The sequence below is a fragment of the Lautropia dentalis genome (genome assembly GCF_003892345.1).
In the GTDB taxonomy this organism is placed as follows: Bacteria; Pseudomonadota; Gammaproteobacteria; order Burkholderiales; family Burkholderiaceae_E; genus Lautropia; species Lautropia dentalis.
The window spans coordinates 706,532-721,233 of the sequence record NZ_RRUE01000002.1; the positions used below are offsets into that span (position 1 = coordinate 706,532).

At 63.3% G+C, this 14,702-nt stretch carries 11 protein-coding genes; 8 read left to right on the forward strand and 3 right to left on the reverse strand.

The features are described 5' to 3' along the window. Positions 1 to 238 precede the first annotated feature (238 nt). Positions 239 to 529, reverse strand: a complete 291-nt coding sequence (locus EHV23_RS10920) for a hypothetical protein (protein WP_125096101.1) — start codon at positions 527 to 529, stop codon at positions 239 to 241. Positions 530 to 1,017: 488 nt separating this feature from the next. Between EHV23_RS10920 and EHV23_RS10925 the strand changes: the two genes are divergently transcribed. The 8 genes from EHV23_RS10925 (at position 1,018) to EHV23_RS10960 (ending at position 12,600) form a co-directional block, all read left to right on the forward strand. Beyond that, positions 1,018 to 2,046: an MbnP family copper-binding protein gene (locus EHV23_RS10925; protein WP_125096102.1), complete on the forward strand. Its 1,029-nt coding sequence runs from the start codon at positions 1,018 to 1,020 to the stop codon at positions 2,044 to 2,046. 15 nt (positions 2,047 to 2,061) lie between these two features. Beyond that, positions 2,062 to 3,378, forward strand: a complete 1,317-nt coding sequence (locus tag EHV23_RS10930) for a methanobactin export MATE transporter MbnM (protein WP_238990427.1) — start codon at positions 2,062 to 2,064, stop codon at positions 3,376 to 3,378. A gap of 13 nt (positions 3,379 to 3,391) precedes the next feature. Continuing rightward, positions 3,392 to 5,668 (forward strand): TonB-dependent receptor, encoded by a 2,277-nt coding sequence (locus EHV23_RS10935; RefSeq protein ID WP_238990428.1) that lies wholly within the window; start codon positions 3,392 to 3,394, stop codon positions 5,666 to 5,668. A 104-nt stretch (positions 5,669 to 5,772) separates the two neighbouring features. Further along, positions 5,773 to 7,188 carry a hypothetical protein gene (locus EHV23_RS10940; RefSeq protein ID WP_125096103.1) on the forward strand — a complete coding sequence of 472 codons (1,416 nt, stop codon included), beginning with the start codon at positions 5,773 to 5,775 and terminating at the stop codon, positions 7,186 to 7,188. An 88-nt stretch (positions 7,189 to 7,276) separates the two neighbouring features. Continuing rightward, positions 7,277 to 8,041 (forward strand): SDR family oxidoreductase, encoded by a 765-nt coding sequence (locus EHV23_RS10945; protein WP_125096104.1) that lies wholly within the window; start codon positions 7,277 to 7,279, stop codon positions 8,039 to 8,041. A 25-nt stretch (positions 8,042 to 8,066) separates the two neighbouring features. After that, complete coding sequence (ada, locus tag EHV23_RS10950) at positions 8,067 to 9,095, forward strand: bifunctional DNA-binding transcriptional regulator/O6-methylguanine-DNA methyltransferase Ada (RefSeq protein WP_238990429.1); 1,029 nt, start codon at positions 8,067 to 8,069, stop codon at positions 9,093 to 9,095. A 247-nt stretch (positions 9,096 to 9,342) separates the two neighbouring features. Next, entirely contained in the window at positions 9,343 to 10,491 is a 1,149-nt protein-coding gene (locus EHV23_RS10955; protein ID WP_125096106.1) for an MFS transporter, read from the forward strand. Positions 10,492 to 10,899: 408 nt separating this feature from the next. Further along, positions 10,900 to 12,600, forward strand: a complete 1,701-nt coding sequence (locus EHV23_RS10960) for an AMP-binding protein (protein ID WP_125096833.1) — start codon at positions 10,900 to 10,902, stop codon at positions 12,598 to 12,600. A 122-nt stretch (positions 12,601 to 12,722) separates the two neighbouring features. On the opposite strand, the gene EHV23_RS10965 is transcribed toward EHV23_RS10960, so the two are convergent. Together EHV23_RS10965 and EHV23_RS10970 are read right to left on the reverse strand one after the other, a co-directional pair. Beyond that, positions 12,723 to 13,622 (reverse strand): ABC transporter ATP-binding protein, encoded by a 900-nt coding sequence (locus EHV23_RS10965; RefSeq protein ID WP_125096107.1) that lies wholly within the window; start codon positions 13,620 to 13,622, stop codon positions 12,723 to 12,725. Positions 13,623 to 13,676: 54 nt separating this feature from the next. Next, on the reverse strand, positions 13,677 to 14,696 hold the full coding sequence (locus tag EHV23_RS10970) for a FecCD family ABC transporter permease (RefSeq protein WP_203228979.1): 1,020 nt from the start codon (positions 14,694 to 14,696) through the stop codon (positions 13,677 to 13,679). Positions 14,697 to 14,702 lie beyond the last annotated feature (6 nt).

The following is a 14,702-nucleotide window of genomic DNA, read 5'->3' on the forward strand; positions in this document are numbered from 1 at the left end:
CTGCCCGGCCGTGCCTGCCCGTCCTCAGAGGTCTCCCGCGCGGGGACGCATGAATTCATGAATCCCTCCAGGAGGGGTGAACGCGATTCAGCGGATCCAGTGACTGTGTATTTCGGTTTACGGGAACAATGGTTCCGACCGTGAGCCGGGGGAATAAATGAACCACAATTCAGTAACGGCGAAAACCGCTGGATCGTGGTCCGGTCGTGGTTTGAAAAAGACGGCGACCGTGTACGCGTCATGCTGGCCACAGCCCGGAAATGCCCATTTTGCCGGGCAAACTGGTTCGGTTTCGTCGAAACCAGGTCGCTAAATTGATATCCATCAAATCTGTACCGACAGCTGCGCAAATATCGGTTTTTGATACAGACCATTTGCCAGTTTGGTCATGAATTTCATCGGTGCGCTGTATATAATGAAAAGGAGCAAAGTACCGGTCTGCGCCCGGTGCGCATTCGATGTGCCAGCGCAGGGTCGGTATCAGGGCATGTTCATGCGCGCTCTGGCGCGTGTCGTGAACATGCTCCAAGGGTAATCCCTGATCTCGCGGCCGCTGCACCTGCATCGGCCGTGCCCGTGACAGGGGTTCCCAAGGGGACACACGGCGGCCGTGCATCTGCCCAGGGGGCACGCGGTTTCGCCTTCAATACAGGTACCGACATGCGGCATTGCAGCAACCGTCATCGCTGGCTGGCCCGGCTGACCTTCCGGTTCTTTCCTGTTCTGTCTTTTTCCCGTTTTCTGCCATGGGGCCGCCTGCGTGCTCGGGTGTTCCTGGCAAGCCTGTGCGCACCTGCGCAGTTTCCCGTTCATGTCGTCGCGCGACGGCATGGCTGTCTGACGATGCTGCCCCGCGTGGCAGGGCGGTCAGCCTTGCCTGCGTGGGGCCTCGTCGGCACACGGCTGCGGCCAGCGCGGGCGCGAACGCGTTCATGACACGCACTGGTGTGCGTGGCCCATGTGTTTTCTGGTTTCTCTGATGCCTTTCCTTTCCCTTTTCGAGCAAGGAGTTTTCCGATGAAACGCTTTTCCAGAACCCCCGTCTGCGCCGGTGTGCTGCTGGCCTGTGCCGTTGGCCTGGCTGCCTGTGGAGGCAGCAGCGGTGGCAGCAGCACGCCCGGTACCAATAGTGGCGGATCGGGCAGTACCGCCTGGCAGACCAATGCCAATGGTGACGTGGCCCTGAAGTTTGCTGCCTACAATGGTGGCGAAAAAATCTCCTGCGCCAACTCGCTGGCCCTGGGCACCAAGCTGCGCAGCGTCAAGATGGAGGACTTCCGCTTCTACATCGCCAATGTCAACCTGATCAGGGCCGATGGCACGAAGGTACCGCTCAAGCTCAAGCAGGCCAACGACTACAACTACACCAGCACCGACGGCAACACCACGCTGAGTCTCATCGACCTGGAGCAGAAAGGCGTGGGCGAGTGTGATGGCACGGTCGAGACCAACGACACCATCGAGGGTACCGTGGCGGCAGGCTCCTACACCGGCGTGGAAATGACGGTGGGTGTGCCGTTCGAGCTGAATCACCTCAACACGGCCGACGCTTCCACCCCGCGGCTGCTGCAGAATTCCGTGCACCCGGGCATGTCGTGGAACTGGCGGGGTGGCCGCAAGTTCACCAAAATCGAATTCGGCCAGAACACGGCGGCCGACCCCACCCCGTGGGAATCGGCCGATGTGGAGAACGGCAAGGCCGACGACGGCGAAATCCGCATGCACCTGGGCTCCACCGGCTGTGTGGGCGACCCGGCCAATGGCACGCCCATTTCGTCCTGCAAGGCACCGAACCGCCTGACGGTCACGCTCAACGGTTTCGATCCCACCAAACAGGTGGTGGCCTTCGATGCCCACGCGCTCTTCAACTATGACATTGCCAGCAAGGCCGAAGGGGCCGGTGGCTGCATGTCGGGGGCAACCTCGGCCGGCTGCGCCAAGCCGTTCGAATTCCTCGCGCTGGACTGGAAGGCCGATGGCAGCGGTACGGGCCTGCCCGTGGCCGGCAAGACGCAGAGCGTGCTGAAGGCCGTCAACGGCCAGTAAACGGAGGGACGGACGGTGGACGGGCAGCAGACGCCGGGTGTCTGGCAGGTGGTGGGGCGCTGGTTGCCCCGTATGACCATGGCGCTGGGCGTGGTGGCTGCCCTGGCCGTGCTGGGGGGCTGCGGGGGTTCCTCCGGCGGCAGCCCGCCGGCGCAAAATGGCAGTGGCAGTGGCAGTGGCAGTGGCAGTGGCGGCCAGAATGCCACGCCGCGCGGCACGCCCACCGTATTCAACTGGAATTACCCGGCCTATACCGCGCCCGATGCCTGGGTGTGGAACCTGCCGCCGCACATGCCGCCGCCGCGCGTGCCGGCCGACAACCCCATGAACGAGGCCAAGGTGGCGCTGGGCCGCTACCTCTTTTACGACAAACGCATGTCGGGCGACGGCACGCTGTCGTGTGGGGGCTGTCACGAGCAGGCCAGGGCCTTTGCCGATGGCAAGGACCGCCCCACCGGCATTACCGGCCAGAAGCATCCGCGCAATGCCATGGGGCTGGGCAACGTGGCGTATCACGCCACGCAGACGTGGGCCAATCCATCGCTGCTGACGCTGGAGCGGCAGATTCCCAACCCGGTATTCGGCACCGAGCCGGTGGAAATGGGCGTGAACGATGGCAACGTCGACCAGGTCATGAAGCGGCTGGCCGGGGCGAAGGATGTGGACTACGCCACCCGCTTTGCGCAGGCCTTCCCCGATGCGCAGGGCGACCCCATTACCTGGGAACATGCCCTCAAGGCCATCAGCGCCTTCGAGCGTACCTTCATCACGGCCGACAGCCGCTACGACCGCTATCTGCAGGGCAGGGACACGCTGAGCGCACAGGAGCTGCACGGCAAACAGGTGTTCGAGCAGGCGCAGTGCAGCGCCTGTCATGCGGCGCCCAATTTCGATGACCAGTTCATGTCGGCGCAGACCACGTCGCTGGTCGTGCGCTATCACAACATCGGCCTCTACAACCTGGAAGGCCGTGGTGCCTATCCGAAGGACAACAGCGGCGCCGAGGAAATCACCGGCAATCCGGCCGACATGGGCGCCTTCCGTGTACCCAGCCTGCGCAATGTGGCGGTGACCGGCCCCTACATGCACGATGGCTCGGTGGCCACGCTGGAAGAGGCCGTGCGTATCATGGCGGGCGGTGGCCGCAATGTCGAAAGTGGCCGCAACAAGGGGGATGGCCGGGCCAATCCGTTCAAGGATCCGCTGGTGCAGGACCGTGGCCTGTCCGACCAGGATGTGGCCGATCTGCTGGCCTTTCTCCACACGCTGACGGACGAGCGTTTTCTGAAGGATCCGGCGTTTTCCGATCCGTTTGCCACGCAAAAACAATGACAGGACCAAAGCGATGAACAGAAGAATGAGGGTCAATGTGCTGGCAGCCGCCATTGGCATGGTGCTGGCGCCTGCGGGGGCACAGCAGCCGGCGCAGGATCACCCACCTGTCATGCCGGACTGGGCGGCTCCCGCCACCCGCCTGCCTTCGGTGAACGTGCGTGGCCTGCGTCTGTTCGATACCAGCCAGGAGGCATCGGCCCCCGGTGCCGATGCCCCGGAAGCCAGCCGCATGAGCCGGCGACGCGCGTCCTCACCCGACACCAGCAGCCTGCTGAAGGATATTCCCGGCGTGGAGGTGTACGGGGCCGGTGGCGTGTCAGGCCTGCCCGTCATTCATGGGCTGGCCGACGAGCGCCTGCGCCTGACGGTGGACGACATGGACCTGCTGGCCGCGTGTGCCAACCACATGAACCCGGCGCTGTCGTACATCGACCCGGCCAAGGTGGAGAGCGTGCGTGTGTATGCCGGTATTTCGCCGGTGAGTGTGGGCGGTGACAGCATTGGCGGCAGCATTCAGGTGGAATCGGCCCCGCCGAAATTTGCCGACCCGGGCGAGCCTGCCCTGAAAGGCGGCAACGTCGGTGCCCATTATCGCAGCAATGGCCACGGGGTCGATGCCAGTCTGGGCGCCTACTACGCCACCGAATCACTGCATCTGGATTACGAGGGCACCTGGTCCCGCGCGAAGAATTACCGCGCCGGCAGGGTCTTCAAGGCTGCGGAAGCGGGGCGCGAGGGTGGTCGTGTCATCCCGGCCGATGAAGTGGGATCCAGCGGTTTTCGGGTACAGAACCACAAGCTGGGTGCAGCATGGCGCCATGGTGTGCATCTGCTGGAGGCCGACGTGAACTGGCAGGATCTGCCGTTTCAGGGTTTTCCCAACCAGCGCATGGACATGACGGCCAACCACGCATCGGTGGCGGGGCTGCGATACCGGGGTCAGTTCGGCTGGGGCGATCTGAAGGCACGTGTCTGGCATCAGCGCATCCGTCACAGCATGGACGTGGGCAACGATCGCTACAGCTACGGCACCGGCATGCCGATGCGCACCAGTGCCAGCACCGACGGCGCCACTGTGCAGGCCAGTCTGATGAGGAGCGAACACGAAACCATCCGTCTGGGCATGGAGGCGCTTTTTTACCGGCTGTATGACTGGTGGCCGCCCGTCAGCGCCAGTGGCGCCATGGGGCCGAACGATTTCTGGAACATCGACAACGGCCATCGCGACCGGCTGGGCGTGTTTGCCGAATGGGAGCGGCACTGGAATGCGCAGCTCACGAGTGTGCTGGGCGTGCGTCATACACGTGTGAGCACCAGTACCGCGCCGGTACAGGGCTACAGCAGCCTGCCCACCTGGGCCGACGATGCCGCCGCCTTCAATACCGGCCATCACAAAAGGAACGACAGCCACTGGGACGTGACGGCCATGGCCAGTTACGAGCCGGCGAAGGGCCGCCGCTACGAGGCCGGCGTGGCCCGCAAGACGCGTTCGCCCAGCCTGTACGAACGCTATCCGTGGTCCACCAACACCATGGCGGCCGGCATGAACAATTTTCTGGGGGATGGCAATGGTTATCTGGGCAATCCGGATCTGAAGCCCGAGGTGGCGCACACGCTGAGCGGCAGCGCCAGCTGGGAAGATGCCACCGACCCGCAGCGTTGGGGCATCACGGCCAGTGCGCACGTCACGCGCATTCACGATTATGTGGATGCCGGGCGCTGCCCGGCCAGCCAGTGCCGCAGCGGCAACACCACGGCCACCAGCGAATTCGTGCTGCTGCGCTACGCCAACCAGGATGCGCGCATTCTGGGGGCGGACGTGTGGGGGCATGTCCGGCTGCTGGAAAAGGGTGCGTGGGGGCGCTTTACCCTCAACGGCAAGCTGTCCTGGCTGCATGGCAAAAACCTCGATACCGGCAGCGGCCTGTACAACACCATGCCGGCCAACCTGCGTCTCGGTCTGGAAAACCAGAGGGCCGTGGCCGAAGGGCAGCTGACCACCACGCTGGAATGGGAGGGCGTGCAGGCCAAGAAGCGTCTTTCCAGCGTGCGCAATGAAATCCGCACGGGTGGTTATGCGCTGCTGAACCTGCGTACCCGTTTCGAGCGGGGAGCGCTGGGCATCGATTTCGGCATCGACAATCTGCTGGACCGGGGCTACGCGCTGCCGCTGGGCGGTGCCTATGTGGGGCAGGGCAGTTCGATGATGCTCAACACCGTGCCCTGGGGTGTGGCGGTGCCGGGGCATGGCCGTTCTGTTTACGTGGGCTTCAACTATAAATTCTGAGGGTGGCCATGATGATGAAACGGACCGAACGGGCTGATCGGCTGGAACCTGTTTCACCGTCCGGAATTTGCGTTGCACGCTGTGCCGGTGCAGCAGCCCTGCTGATGGCACTGGCTGCCTGCGGCGGTGCCGAAGGCCCCAATGGGGAAAAAGGCCCCGTCATCGGCACCCGCCCGCAGTCGCTGACCTTTGCGACCCTGCCCACGCTGGCGCCGAACGAAACGGGCACCGTCACCGCCACGGCCAGCTCCGGCCTGAAGGTACGCTACAGCAGCCTGACGCCGGGCGTGTGCACGGTGGAGGCCGAAACCGGCAGGGTCAGTGCGCTGGCATCGGGCACGTGCACGCTCTCGGCCAGCCAGGCGGGTGACACCACCTGGGCGGCGGTCACGCAGCAGCAGCAACTGGCCGTGTCGCCCGATCTCAGGTTCGACGACATCGGTGATCTGGTGGTGGGTGACGCCGCCATGCTGACGGTCAGCACACCCCGCGGGCAGAAGGTGCGCTACCGCAGCGAGACACCCACCGTCTGCAGCATGGATGCCAGCAGCGGGCTGATGACGGCGCTGGCGGCCGGCACCTGTACCGTGGTGGCCGAAGTGGAGGGGGCTGCTTCTGGCCAGACGAAGGGACAGTTCACCATTGCGGCGGCCCCGGCCGTGACGGCGCCCTCGGCCCCCGAACAGGTCAGCGCCCGGCTGGGTACCGAAACCGGTACCGTGCAGGTGCAGGCCAAACGGATACGCGGGGGCGGCACGGCCGTGACCCGCTACAGCGTGACTTCCACGCCGGCCGGCATCAGTGCCGAAGGGACTTCGCTGCCGGTGACCGTCAACTGTCCGGCCGGCAGCTGTGCCGGATATTCCTTCACGCTGGCGGCAGCCAATGCATCGGGTGCCGGTCCGGCTTCGGCAGCAGCCGAAGTGATCAGCCGCTATGCCGTGGTGGCGAAGTTCAAGGAGCCGGACTACGCGCACGACATGACCGAATTCCACGGCCATTTCAATTACAACTTTACCCGGATGACCGTTTCCGGTCTGCAGGGGGACCTGAGCGAAGTGATGGCCGGCAACAACCAGGCCGGCCAGCCGTGGCCGGATGGCATGCCGCTGGTGCCGCTGCGTCACCAGCTGTCTGCCGTGAATGCCCCGTCGGGTGACGGGCTGCTGGTGACGAGCTTCCGTCACGACCACACCCGTACGCTCTCGAACGATTCACGCGATGGTGGCACTGATGGCTGGGCGCCGGGCAAGGGGGGCTGGAAATACTGGGGCTATGCGCACGGTAGCCGTACTGCAGAAAATTCCGGCAACGCCTATGTGCGGATTTTTGTGAATACGAAGGATCCGCTCACGCCGTTGACCCAGGCGCAGATCGACCAGCTGGCCTATGCCGACTGTGCGCCCGAGGGCATGATGGGGGATGACTGCATGACCGGTACTTCGGTGGCGGCACATGGCACGCGTGGCTCGATGCGGGGGTATCCGCTGTCGCAGACCATCGTGCGGGAGGAGGAATGACGGATCCGTGAGCATGATAAGAAACGGATTGTCCGGCGGACGGCAGTGACCCAGAATCGGCTCCCAATCTTGCTCAGGGAGAAATCACATGGGACTGCTGAAAGACAAGGTGGCGATCATCACGGGAGCCAGCGAAGGAATCGGATATGAAAGCGCCAGACTCTTTGCCAGGGAGGGCGCCGCCGTGGTGGTGGTAGCGCGCAGGGCGGATCGTCTGGACGCACTGGTAGCCGAAATTGAAAGCGAAGGCGGCAGGGCAGCGGCGCTTGCGGGTGATGCGCGAGACGAGAACTGCGCCCGGGAAGCCGTGGTGCTGGCACAGAAGCAGTTTGGGGGACTGGATATCGGCTTTTACAATGCCGGCACGATGGGTGCGCTGGGCAGCGTGACGGATATTGCGGTTGACGGTTGGCAGGAAACACTCGACGTGAATCTGACGGGTGCATTCCTGTCGGCGCGACACCAGATACCTGCGCTGCTGGAACGAAAGGGAGGGGCCCTGATTTTTACATCGACATTCGTCGGACCCAAACTTGGCCTGCCCGGCATGGCAGCCTACGCATCGGCCAAGGCAGGTCTGGTCGGGCTCATGCATGTGCTGGCTGCGGAGTATGGACCACAGGGGCTGCGGGTGAACGCCTTGATGCCGGGCGGAACGGAGACCGCGATGGGCCGTGCCGCAACACCCACGCCGGAGCAGCAGGCATTCGTCGAGAACCTGCATGCGCTCAAGCGCCGGGCACAGCCGGACGAAATCGCGCGTTCGGCCCTGTATCTGGCTTCGGATCTGTCGAGCTTCGTGACGGGTACGACGCTGTATGTGGATGGCGGCGTGGGGATCACCCGAACCTGATCGAGCCATGAAAACAGGGACGAGAATGCGAAATTCGGCCAAGGCCGCCAGGGCCGCCAAGGCCACCGAGTCTGGCGAGGCAACAGCTCCTCCGGGCGTAATACCTCCGACACAGGTGTCGCCGGACGCAGCTCTTCCGGAGCAGGTGGTGCAGGACGGCGCGGTCGTTTCTGCCGGATCGCAATCGGTAGACCAGCGTCACGCCGCCGTGGTGACGCAGGCCTGCCGGCTGATCGAATCCCAGGGGGAGATGCCGGATCTGGACACACTGGCGCGCAGCGCGGGCATGAGCCCGTCGCATTTTCATCGGGTGTTCAAGGCGCAGACGGGGCTGACACCCAAAGCCTTTGCGTCCGCACATCGCGCACGTCGGCTGCGGGCGGCGCTGAACGAGCCTGGCGTATCGGTGACCGAGGCAATATACGACGCAGGATTCAACGCCAGCAGCCGGTTCTATGAACACGCGGACCGGCTGCTGGGCATGCGGGCGCGGAACTACCGGAACGGTGGTTCAGGTGAAGTGATCCGGTTTGCCGTGGCGCAGTGCTCCCTGGGTGCCATTCTGGTGGCGCAGGGAGAGCGGGGCATTTGCGCAATCATGATGGATGATGACCCGGAGGTGCTGGTGCGCGACCTGCAGGACCAGTTTCCGAAGGCGCAGCTGCTGGGCGGCGAAGAGGGTTTTGAGCAGGTCGTGGCACAGGTCGTTGGCATGATCGAAATGCCGGAACGCGGGCTGCAATTGCCACTGGACGTGCGGGGAACCGCGTTTCAGGAGCGGGTCTGGCAGGCGCTGCGGGAGATTCCACCGGGCAGCACGATGAGCTATGCGGAAGTAGCAGAGCGCATTGGTGCGCCTCGTGCCGTGCGGGCCGTGGCCAATGCCTGCGCGTCCAACCGGCTGGCCGTGGCAGTGCCCTGTCATCGCGTGGTACGACAGGATGGCCACCTTTCGGGCTATCGCTGGGGTGTGGCGCGCAAACGGGAATTGCTGCGCAGGGAGGGCTGGAGCGAGCCTGCCAGTCAATATGACGAGCCAAATAATTTGAAGTAAAGGGAAAACGTCGTTTTCACCATCCATGCCCAACCCCTTGGGGAGCTGAAACAGGCCCTCATCGAGGTACTGCGCCGTTCCAAACCCCGGCGGGGCGACTGCTGCATTACAGCGGCCACAGCGTGCAGTTCCGTGTTCAAGGAGCTGCGTATTCTTTACCGCTCCGAGGGGCGCGGAGTCTGCTTCGTGCATGTCCTTGAAAACCATTGCGCTGTCTGGTTATAGTGATTTTGTTGTGGGGTAATTTATGCCTTTTTTCGTGTACATACTGAGCTTCGGTGCGTTCGTGCTTGGGACTTCGGAATTCATGGTGGCGGGCATGATGCCATCGCTCATGGAGGCCTTTTCGATTTCGGAAGAGATGGCTGGCGGTCTGGTGTCGCTTTACGCCCTGGGCATGGTTGTGGGTGGGCCAGTGCTGGCGGGGGTGTTGACCAGGGAGGGGGTTTCCGGGAAGCGCATTTTGCTGGGCGCGATGGGGATTTATGCCGTTGCGCAATGCGTGGCAGCCTTGGGTGATGATTATGGCGTCATGGCGGCCTCCCGGTTTGTGGCTGGCATTGTGGCATCGGCCTGTCTTGGTACATCATTGGCGATGAGTATCGAGTCTGTTGGCTCCACCCTCAGTGGGAAGGCGTCTGCGGTTGTCCTGACGGGGCTTATGCTTTCTCCGGTGCTGGGCGTTCCTCTGGCCATGTTCATTGACCAGTTCTTTGGCTGGCGGGCCAGTTTCCTTTCTGTGGCAGCGGGGGCACTTTTGTGCGCCGTCCTGATTGCGTTTTTGGGGCCGCGGGATGTTCGTGGTTCCCGGTCTGTGATTGCTCAGGATGTTCTCGTGCTCAAGTCTGGCCTGTTGTGGGGGTGTTATTTTCTCGGCTGTCTCCTGATCGGGGCAACGTTTGCGGGGTTCAGTTTTTTCTCTGTCATTTTGTCGAAAGTCTCCGGTTTTTCCGGTCTCGTCGTTCCCTGGGTTCTGGGTGCCTATGGTGTCGCCAATGTGTTGGGCAATGCCTTTTTTGGCCGTTTTTCTGATGGATCCCGCCATGGTGGTCTTGTTTGGGGGATTGGAATCATGGCGTTCTCTTTCCTGATATTTGCTTGTTTTGCGGATGCTCCGGTTGTTGCGGTGGTTTGCGTGCTGTTGATTGGCTGTACCGGTGTTTCCATGAATCCTTCTGTCTTGTCCCTGATAGGCAGGGTCGTTCAGCCAAATGCGCTGGTCAGCACGCTGTATGTGTCTGTGGTCAATGTTGGTCTGGCCGGCGGGGCCTGGATTTCAGGCTGGGGGGTTGACGAAGGGTATGGCTTGAATTTCCCTTTGTGGGTTGGGTTTGCGCTGTCTTTGTTTGCGCTGTTTTTTGTGCTGTTTCTTCTGAGGAGGATTGATCGGTCCTGAGCAGCCCCGAATCCACACGTCAGTCGGTTGTTGTGCTCCCCGGAGCGCCATGTCGGGTAATCTGGCACAATCAGCGGAAAGCGACCAGTCATCATTTTGATTGCCATGCCATGCCATGCCATGCCGGTGCTCGTCGCGGTACCTGACCACAAACCGGTGTCCCCACTGCCGGGCGTCATGCTGACCTGCGGGGCCGGCCATATCGCATGGCGGTATTTCGCTGTACTTGTCGGAAAAGTTAACACGCAATAGTGTCCAGGTGTTTCATAATTCTGATAATCGATTTATCATCGTGTGCATATGCACGGCTGATGTTTCGATTTCAGTTAATGAAAATTTTGCCGACGCTGCAGGGAGACGTGAACGGGTATGCCCTGCTGTCTGGTCGATGGATGCGGAGGTGTGTCTGTGGAGCAAGTATGGCTGAAGAGTTATCCGGCGGGTGTTCCGGCCGAGATCGATCCGGACAGCTATCCGTCGGTGGCAGCAATGCTGGAAGAGGTGCTGCACAGGCATGCGGACCGTGATGCAGTGGTGTGTCTGGGCAAGGTGCTGCGCTATGGGGATCTGGACCGGTTGTCGGCGCAGTTTGCGGCGTGGCTGCAGTCGCTGTCGTTGCCCCGGGGGAGCCGGGTGGCGCTGATGATGCCGAACTGCCATGCCTATGTGGTGGCGCTGATCGGGGTGATGCGCGCGGGCATGGCGGCGGTGAATGTGAATCCGCTGTATACGCCACGGGAGCTGGCGCATCAGCTGAAGGATTCGGGGGCCGAGATTCTGCTGGTGATGGAGAATTTTGCGCACACGGTGGAAAAGGCGCTGCCGCAGACGGTGGTTCGTCAGGTGGTGCTGGTTTCCATGGGGGATCTGCTGGGGCCACTGAAGGGCCGGGTGACGAATTTCGTGGTGCGCCGGGTGAAGAAGATGGTGCCGGCGTTCCGGCTGCCCGGGGCCATCCGTTTTGCGGAGGTGCTGGCACAGGGGACAAAGCAGCCGTTCCGGAAACCGGAGGTGCAGCCTTCGGATCTGGCTGTGCTGCAGTACACCGGCGGGACGACGGGGGTGCCGAAGGGGGTGATGCTGACGCAGCGCAATATCGTGGCGAACGTGCTGCAGGACCAGGCGTGGTTTCACCCGTCCATGGAGCAGCCCGGGCGCCCGCGGCCGGAGGGACCACCGGTATTCGTGGCGGCGTTGCCGCTTTATCACATCTACGCGTTCATGGTGTGCCTGCTGCTGGGGCTGCATCTGGGGGGCAAGCTGATTCTGATACCGAATCCGCGGGATGTGGATGCCGTGGTGAAGGCGCTCAAGCCGCACAAGGCGGTGGTGTTCCCCGGGCTGAGTACGCTCTACAACCTGCTGATGGGGCACGAAGGGTTCCGGCAGCTGGATTTTTCGAATCTGCGCATCTCGCTGGCGGGCGGAATGGCGGTGCCGTCGGCGGTGGCGGCGCGCTGGCGGGAGGTGACGGGGTGCCCGGTGTGCGAGGGCTACGGGCTGACGGAGGCCGCACCCACGGTGGCGTGCACGCCAACGGATACGACCCTGCACGATGGCACGGTCGGGTTGCCGCTGCCCTCGACGGAAATCCGGATTCTGGACGAAAAGCGGCAGCCGCTGCCGGCTGGCCAGGCGGGTGAGGTGGCGGTACGCGGGCCGCAGATCATGGCGGGGTACTGGCAGCGCGAGGAAGAGACGCGGGAATTCCTGATGCCCGATGGTTTTTTCCTGACCGGGGATGTGGGAGTCATGGATGAGCGGGGCTTTCTGCGGCTGCTGGACCGGAAGAAGGACATGATCCTGGTGTCGGGCTTCAACGTGTACTCCAATGAAGTGGAGGAGGTCGTGTCGAGCCACCCCGGCGTGAAGGAATGTGCGGTGGTGGGGGTCGAGGACGAGCGTTCGGGCCAGGCGGTGAAGGCGTATGTGGTGCGCCGGGATCCGGCGCTGACCGGGGAGACGCTGCAGGCACACTGTGCCGAGCGGCTGACGGGTTACAAGCGGCCGCGGACCATTGCCTTCGTGAAATGGCTGCCCAAGAGTGATGTGGGCAAGGTGCTGCGCCGGCCGCTGCGCGATGGAACGGCCGTACCCGAGGCGGACTGACAGGCGGCAGGCACCACTGTCTGGCGCGTGTCATGGACGCATTCGTTCCCGCGAAACCCTCTTTGGGTGTACAGGACGGGGGCAGGACAGAGTGGGTGGCTTCGCCTGCGTCTGGCGCGTGGTCAGTCCACGGATTTTGGGTCAGTGGGGGGACGAATGCGTGCATGACACGCGCCGAGCTGCGTTGCATACACCGGCATGATGTTCTCGAAGCGCTGGTCGTTGAACTGGGCGGGCAGGCGGATCATGTCGATGTCGAACAGCTGCTTCAGGTTGTCCACGGTCAGCACCGTAGCCGTGGGGCCGAAGCGGGCCTGGGGCTGGGTCATCAGCAGCGTTTTGTGGGCCACGGCCAGTGCGTGGTTTGGCTGGTGGGTGGTGAACAGGATGGTCAGCCCGCGCTCGCGTGACAGCCGGTGCAGCAGCGTCAGCAGCCTGTCCTGGTTGTGCACATCCAGGGCCGAGGTGGGCTCGTCCAGCAGCATGATGGGGGCCTCGGTGGCAAGCGCCCGGGCCGCCAGCACCAGTTGCCGCTGGCCGCCGGAGAGCTGCGCAAAATCCCGTCGGGCCAGATCATCGATGCCCAGATCGGCGAGCGCCTGACGGGCGATGGCCACATCCTGCGGCGAGGGGGTACCGAAGGTCTGGATGTGCGTGGAGCGCCCCATCAGCACGATATCCAGCACACTGTAGGCAAAGGGCGGCGTGAAGAACTGCGGCACGAAGCTGCAGGTGGCCTGCTTGCGTACCTGGCCTTCCTGTGGGCGATGGATGTCGAGCAGGACATCCAGCAGGGTGCTCTTGCCGCAGCCGTTGGGGCCCAGAATGGCCAGCACTTCACCGGCCTGCAGGGAAAGATCCAGGCCAAGAAACAGCCAGCGGCCACCGGGATGGTGAAAGCCCAGACCCTGGGCCTCGATCAGGGGGGACGCACCTTCATGCCCGTCGGCACGGACGGAGATGTCCTTTTCGTCGGTACGGCCGGCGATGTCTTTTGCCGGGTGTTCGCCTGTGTCTGGCATGGATGTGATTCTCATGGATTGTCGAGGCGGGGGACCAATGAGCCCATACACGCTCTATTCGGAAAACTGCTCCTTCTGCCCGCGCCGCAGCTGATACACCAGGACGGCAAACAGCGGCGCACCCAGCAGCGAGGTGATGATGCTGACCGGAATTTCGCTGGTCGAGAGCGTGCGGGCCAGCGTGTCGACGATGATCAGGTACAGCGCGCCCATCAGCAGGGTGCAGGGCAGCAGCTGCTGGTGATTGGCGCCGACCAGCATGCGGCTCAGGTGCGGGATGATCAGCCCCACCCAGCCGATGCTGCCGCTCACGGCTACCTGGCTGGCCACCAGCATGCCGCTGCAGAAAATCACCAGCCAGCGCAGCGGACGGATGTTCACGCCCAGGGCACGGGCTTCGCGTTCGCCCAGTGACAGCAGGTTCATGCGCCAGCGCAGGCCCAGCAGCACCACGCTGCACAGCGTCACGGGCACGACCAGCATCAGCAGCTTCTGCGGGTTGCTGGTGGCAAAGCTGCCCATCAGCCAGAAGACGATGCTGGGCAGTTTGTCTTCGGTGTCGGACAGATACTGCAGCAGGCTGACCAGGGCCGAGAAGAAGCCACTGATGATCATGCCGGTGAGAATCAGCATCAGCAGGCTGCGCTGGATGAGGCGGTGGCTGAAGACAAAGATCAGCACCAGGGTGACGAGACCGGCGAGCAGGGTACTGAAGAACAGCCCGTAGATGCCCAGTCCCAGAAAGATCGCCATCGTGCCGCCGAAGGCTGCGCCGGAGGTGACGCCGATGACGTGTGGATCGACCAGCGGGTTGCGGAAGATGCCCTGCAGCGAGGCGCCGCTCAGCGCCAGGGCGGCACCGGCAATGCCGGCACACAGGATGCGCGGCAGCCGGATCTGGAAGATGATCTGCTGGTGGATCGGCTCGATGGCCAGGCCGCGAGCCTTGTCCAGCAGGATGCCGGCCACCCTGGGCAGGGGCAGCGCGTACTGCCCGGCGCCCAGCGCCAGCAGCATGGTGAGGACGAGCAGTGCAGCCAGCACCAGCATGCGGGCGTGGGGACGGGAGGGCATTTTTAC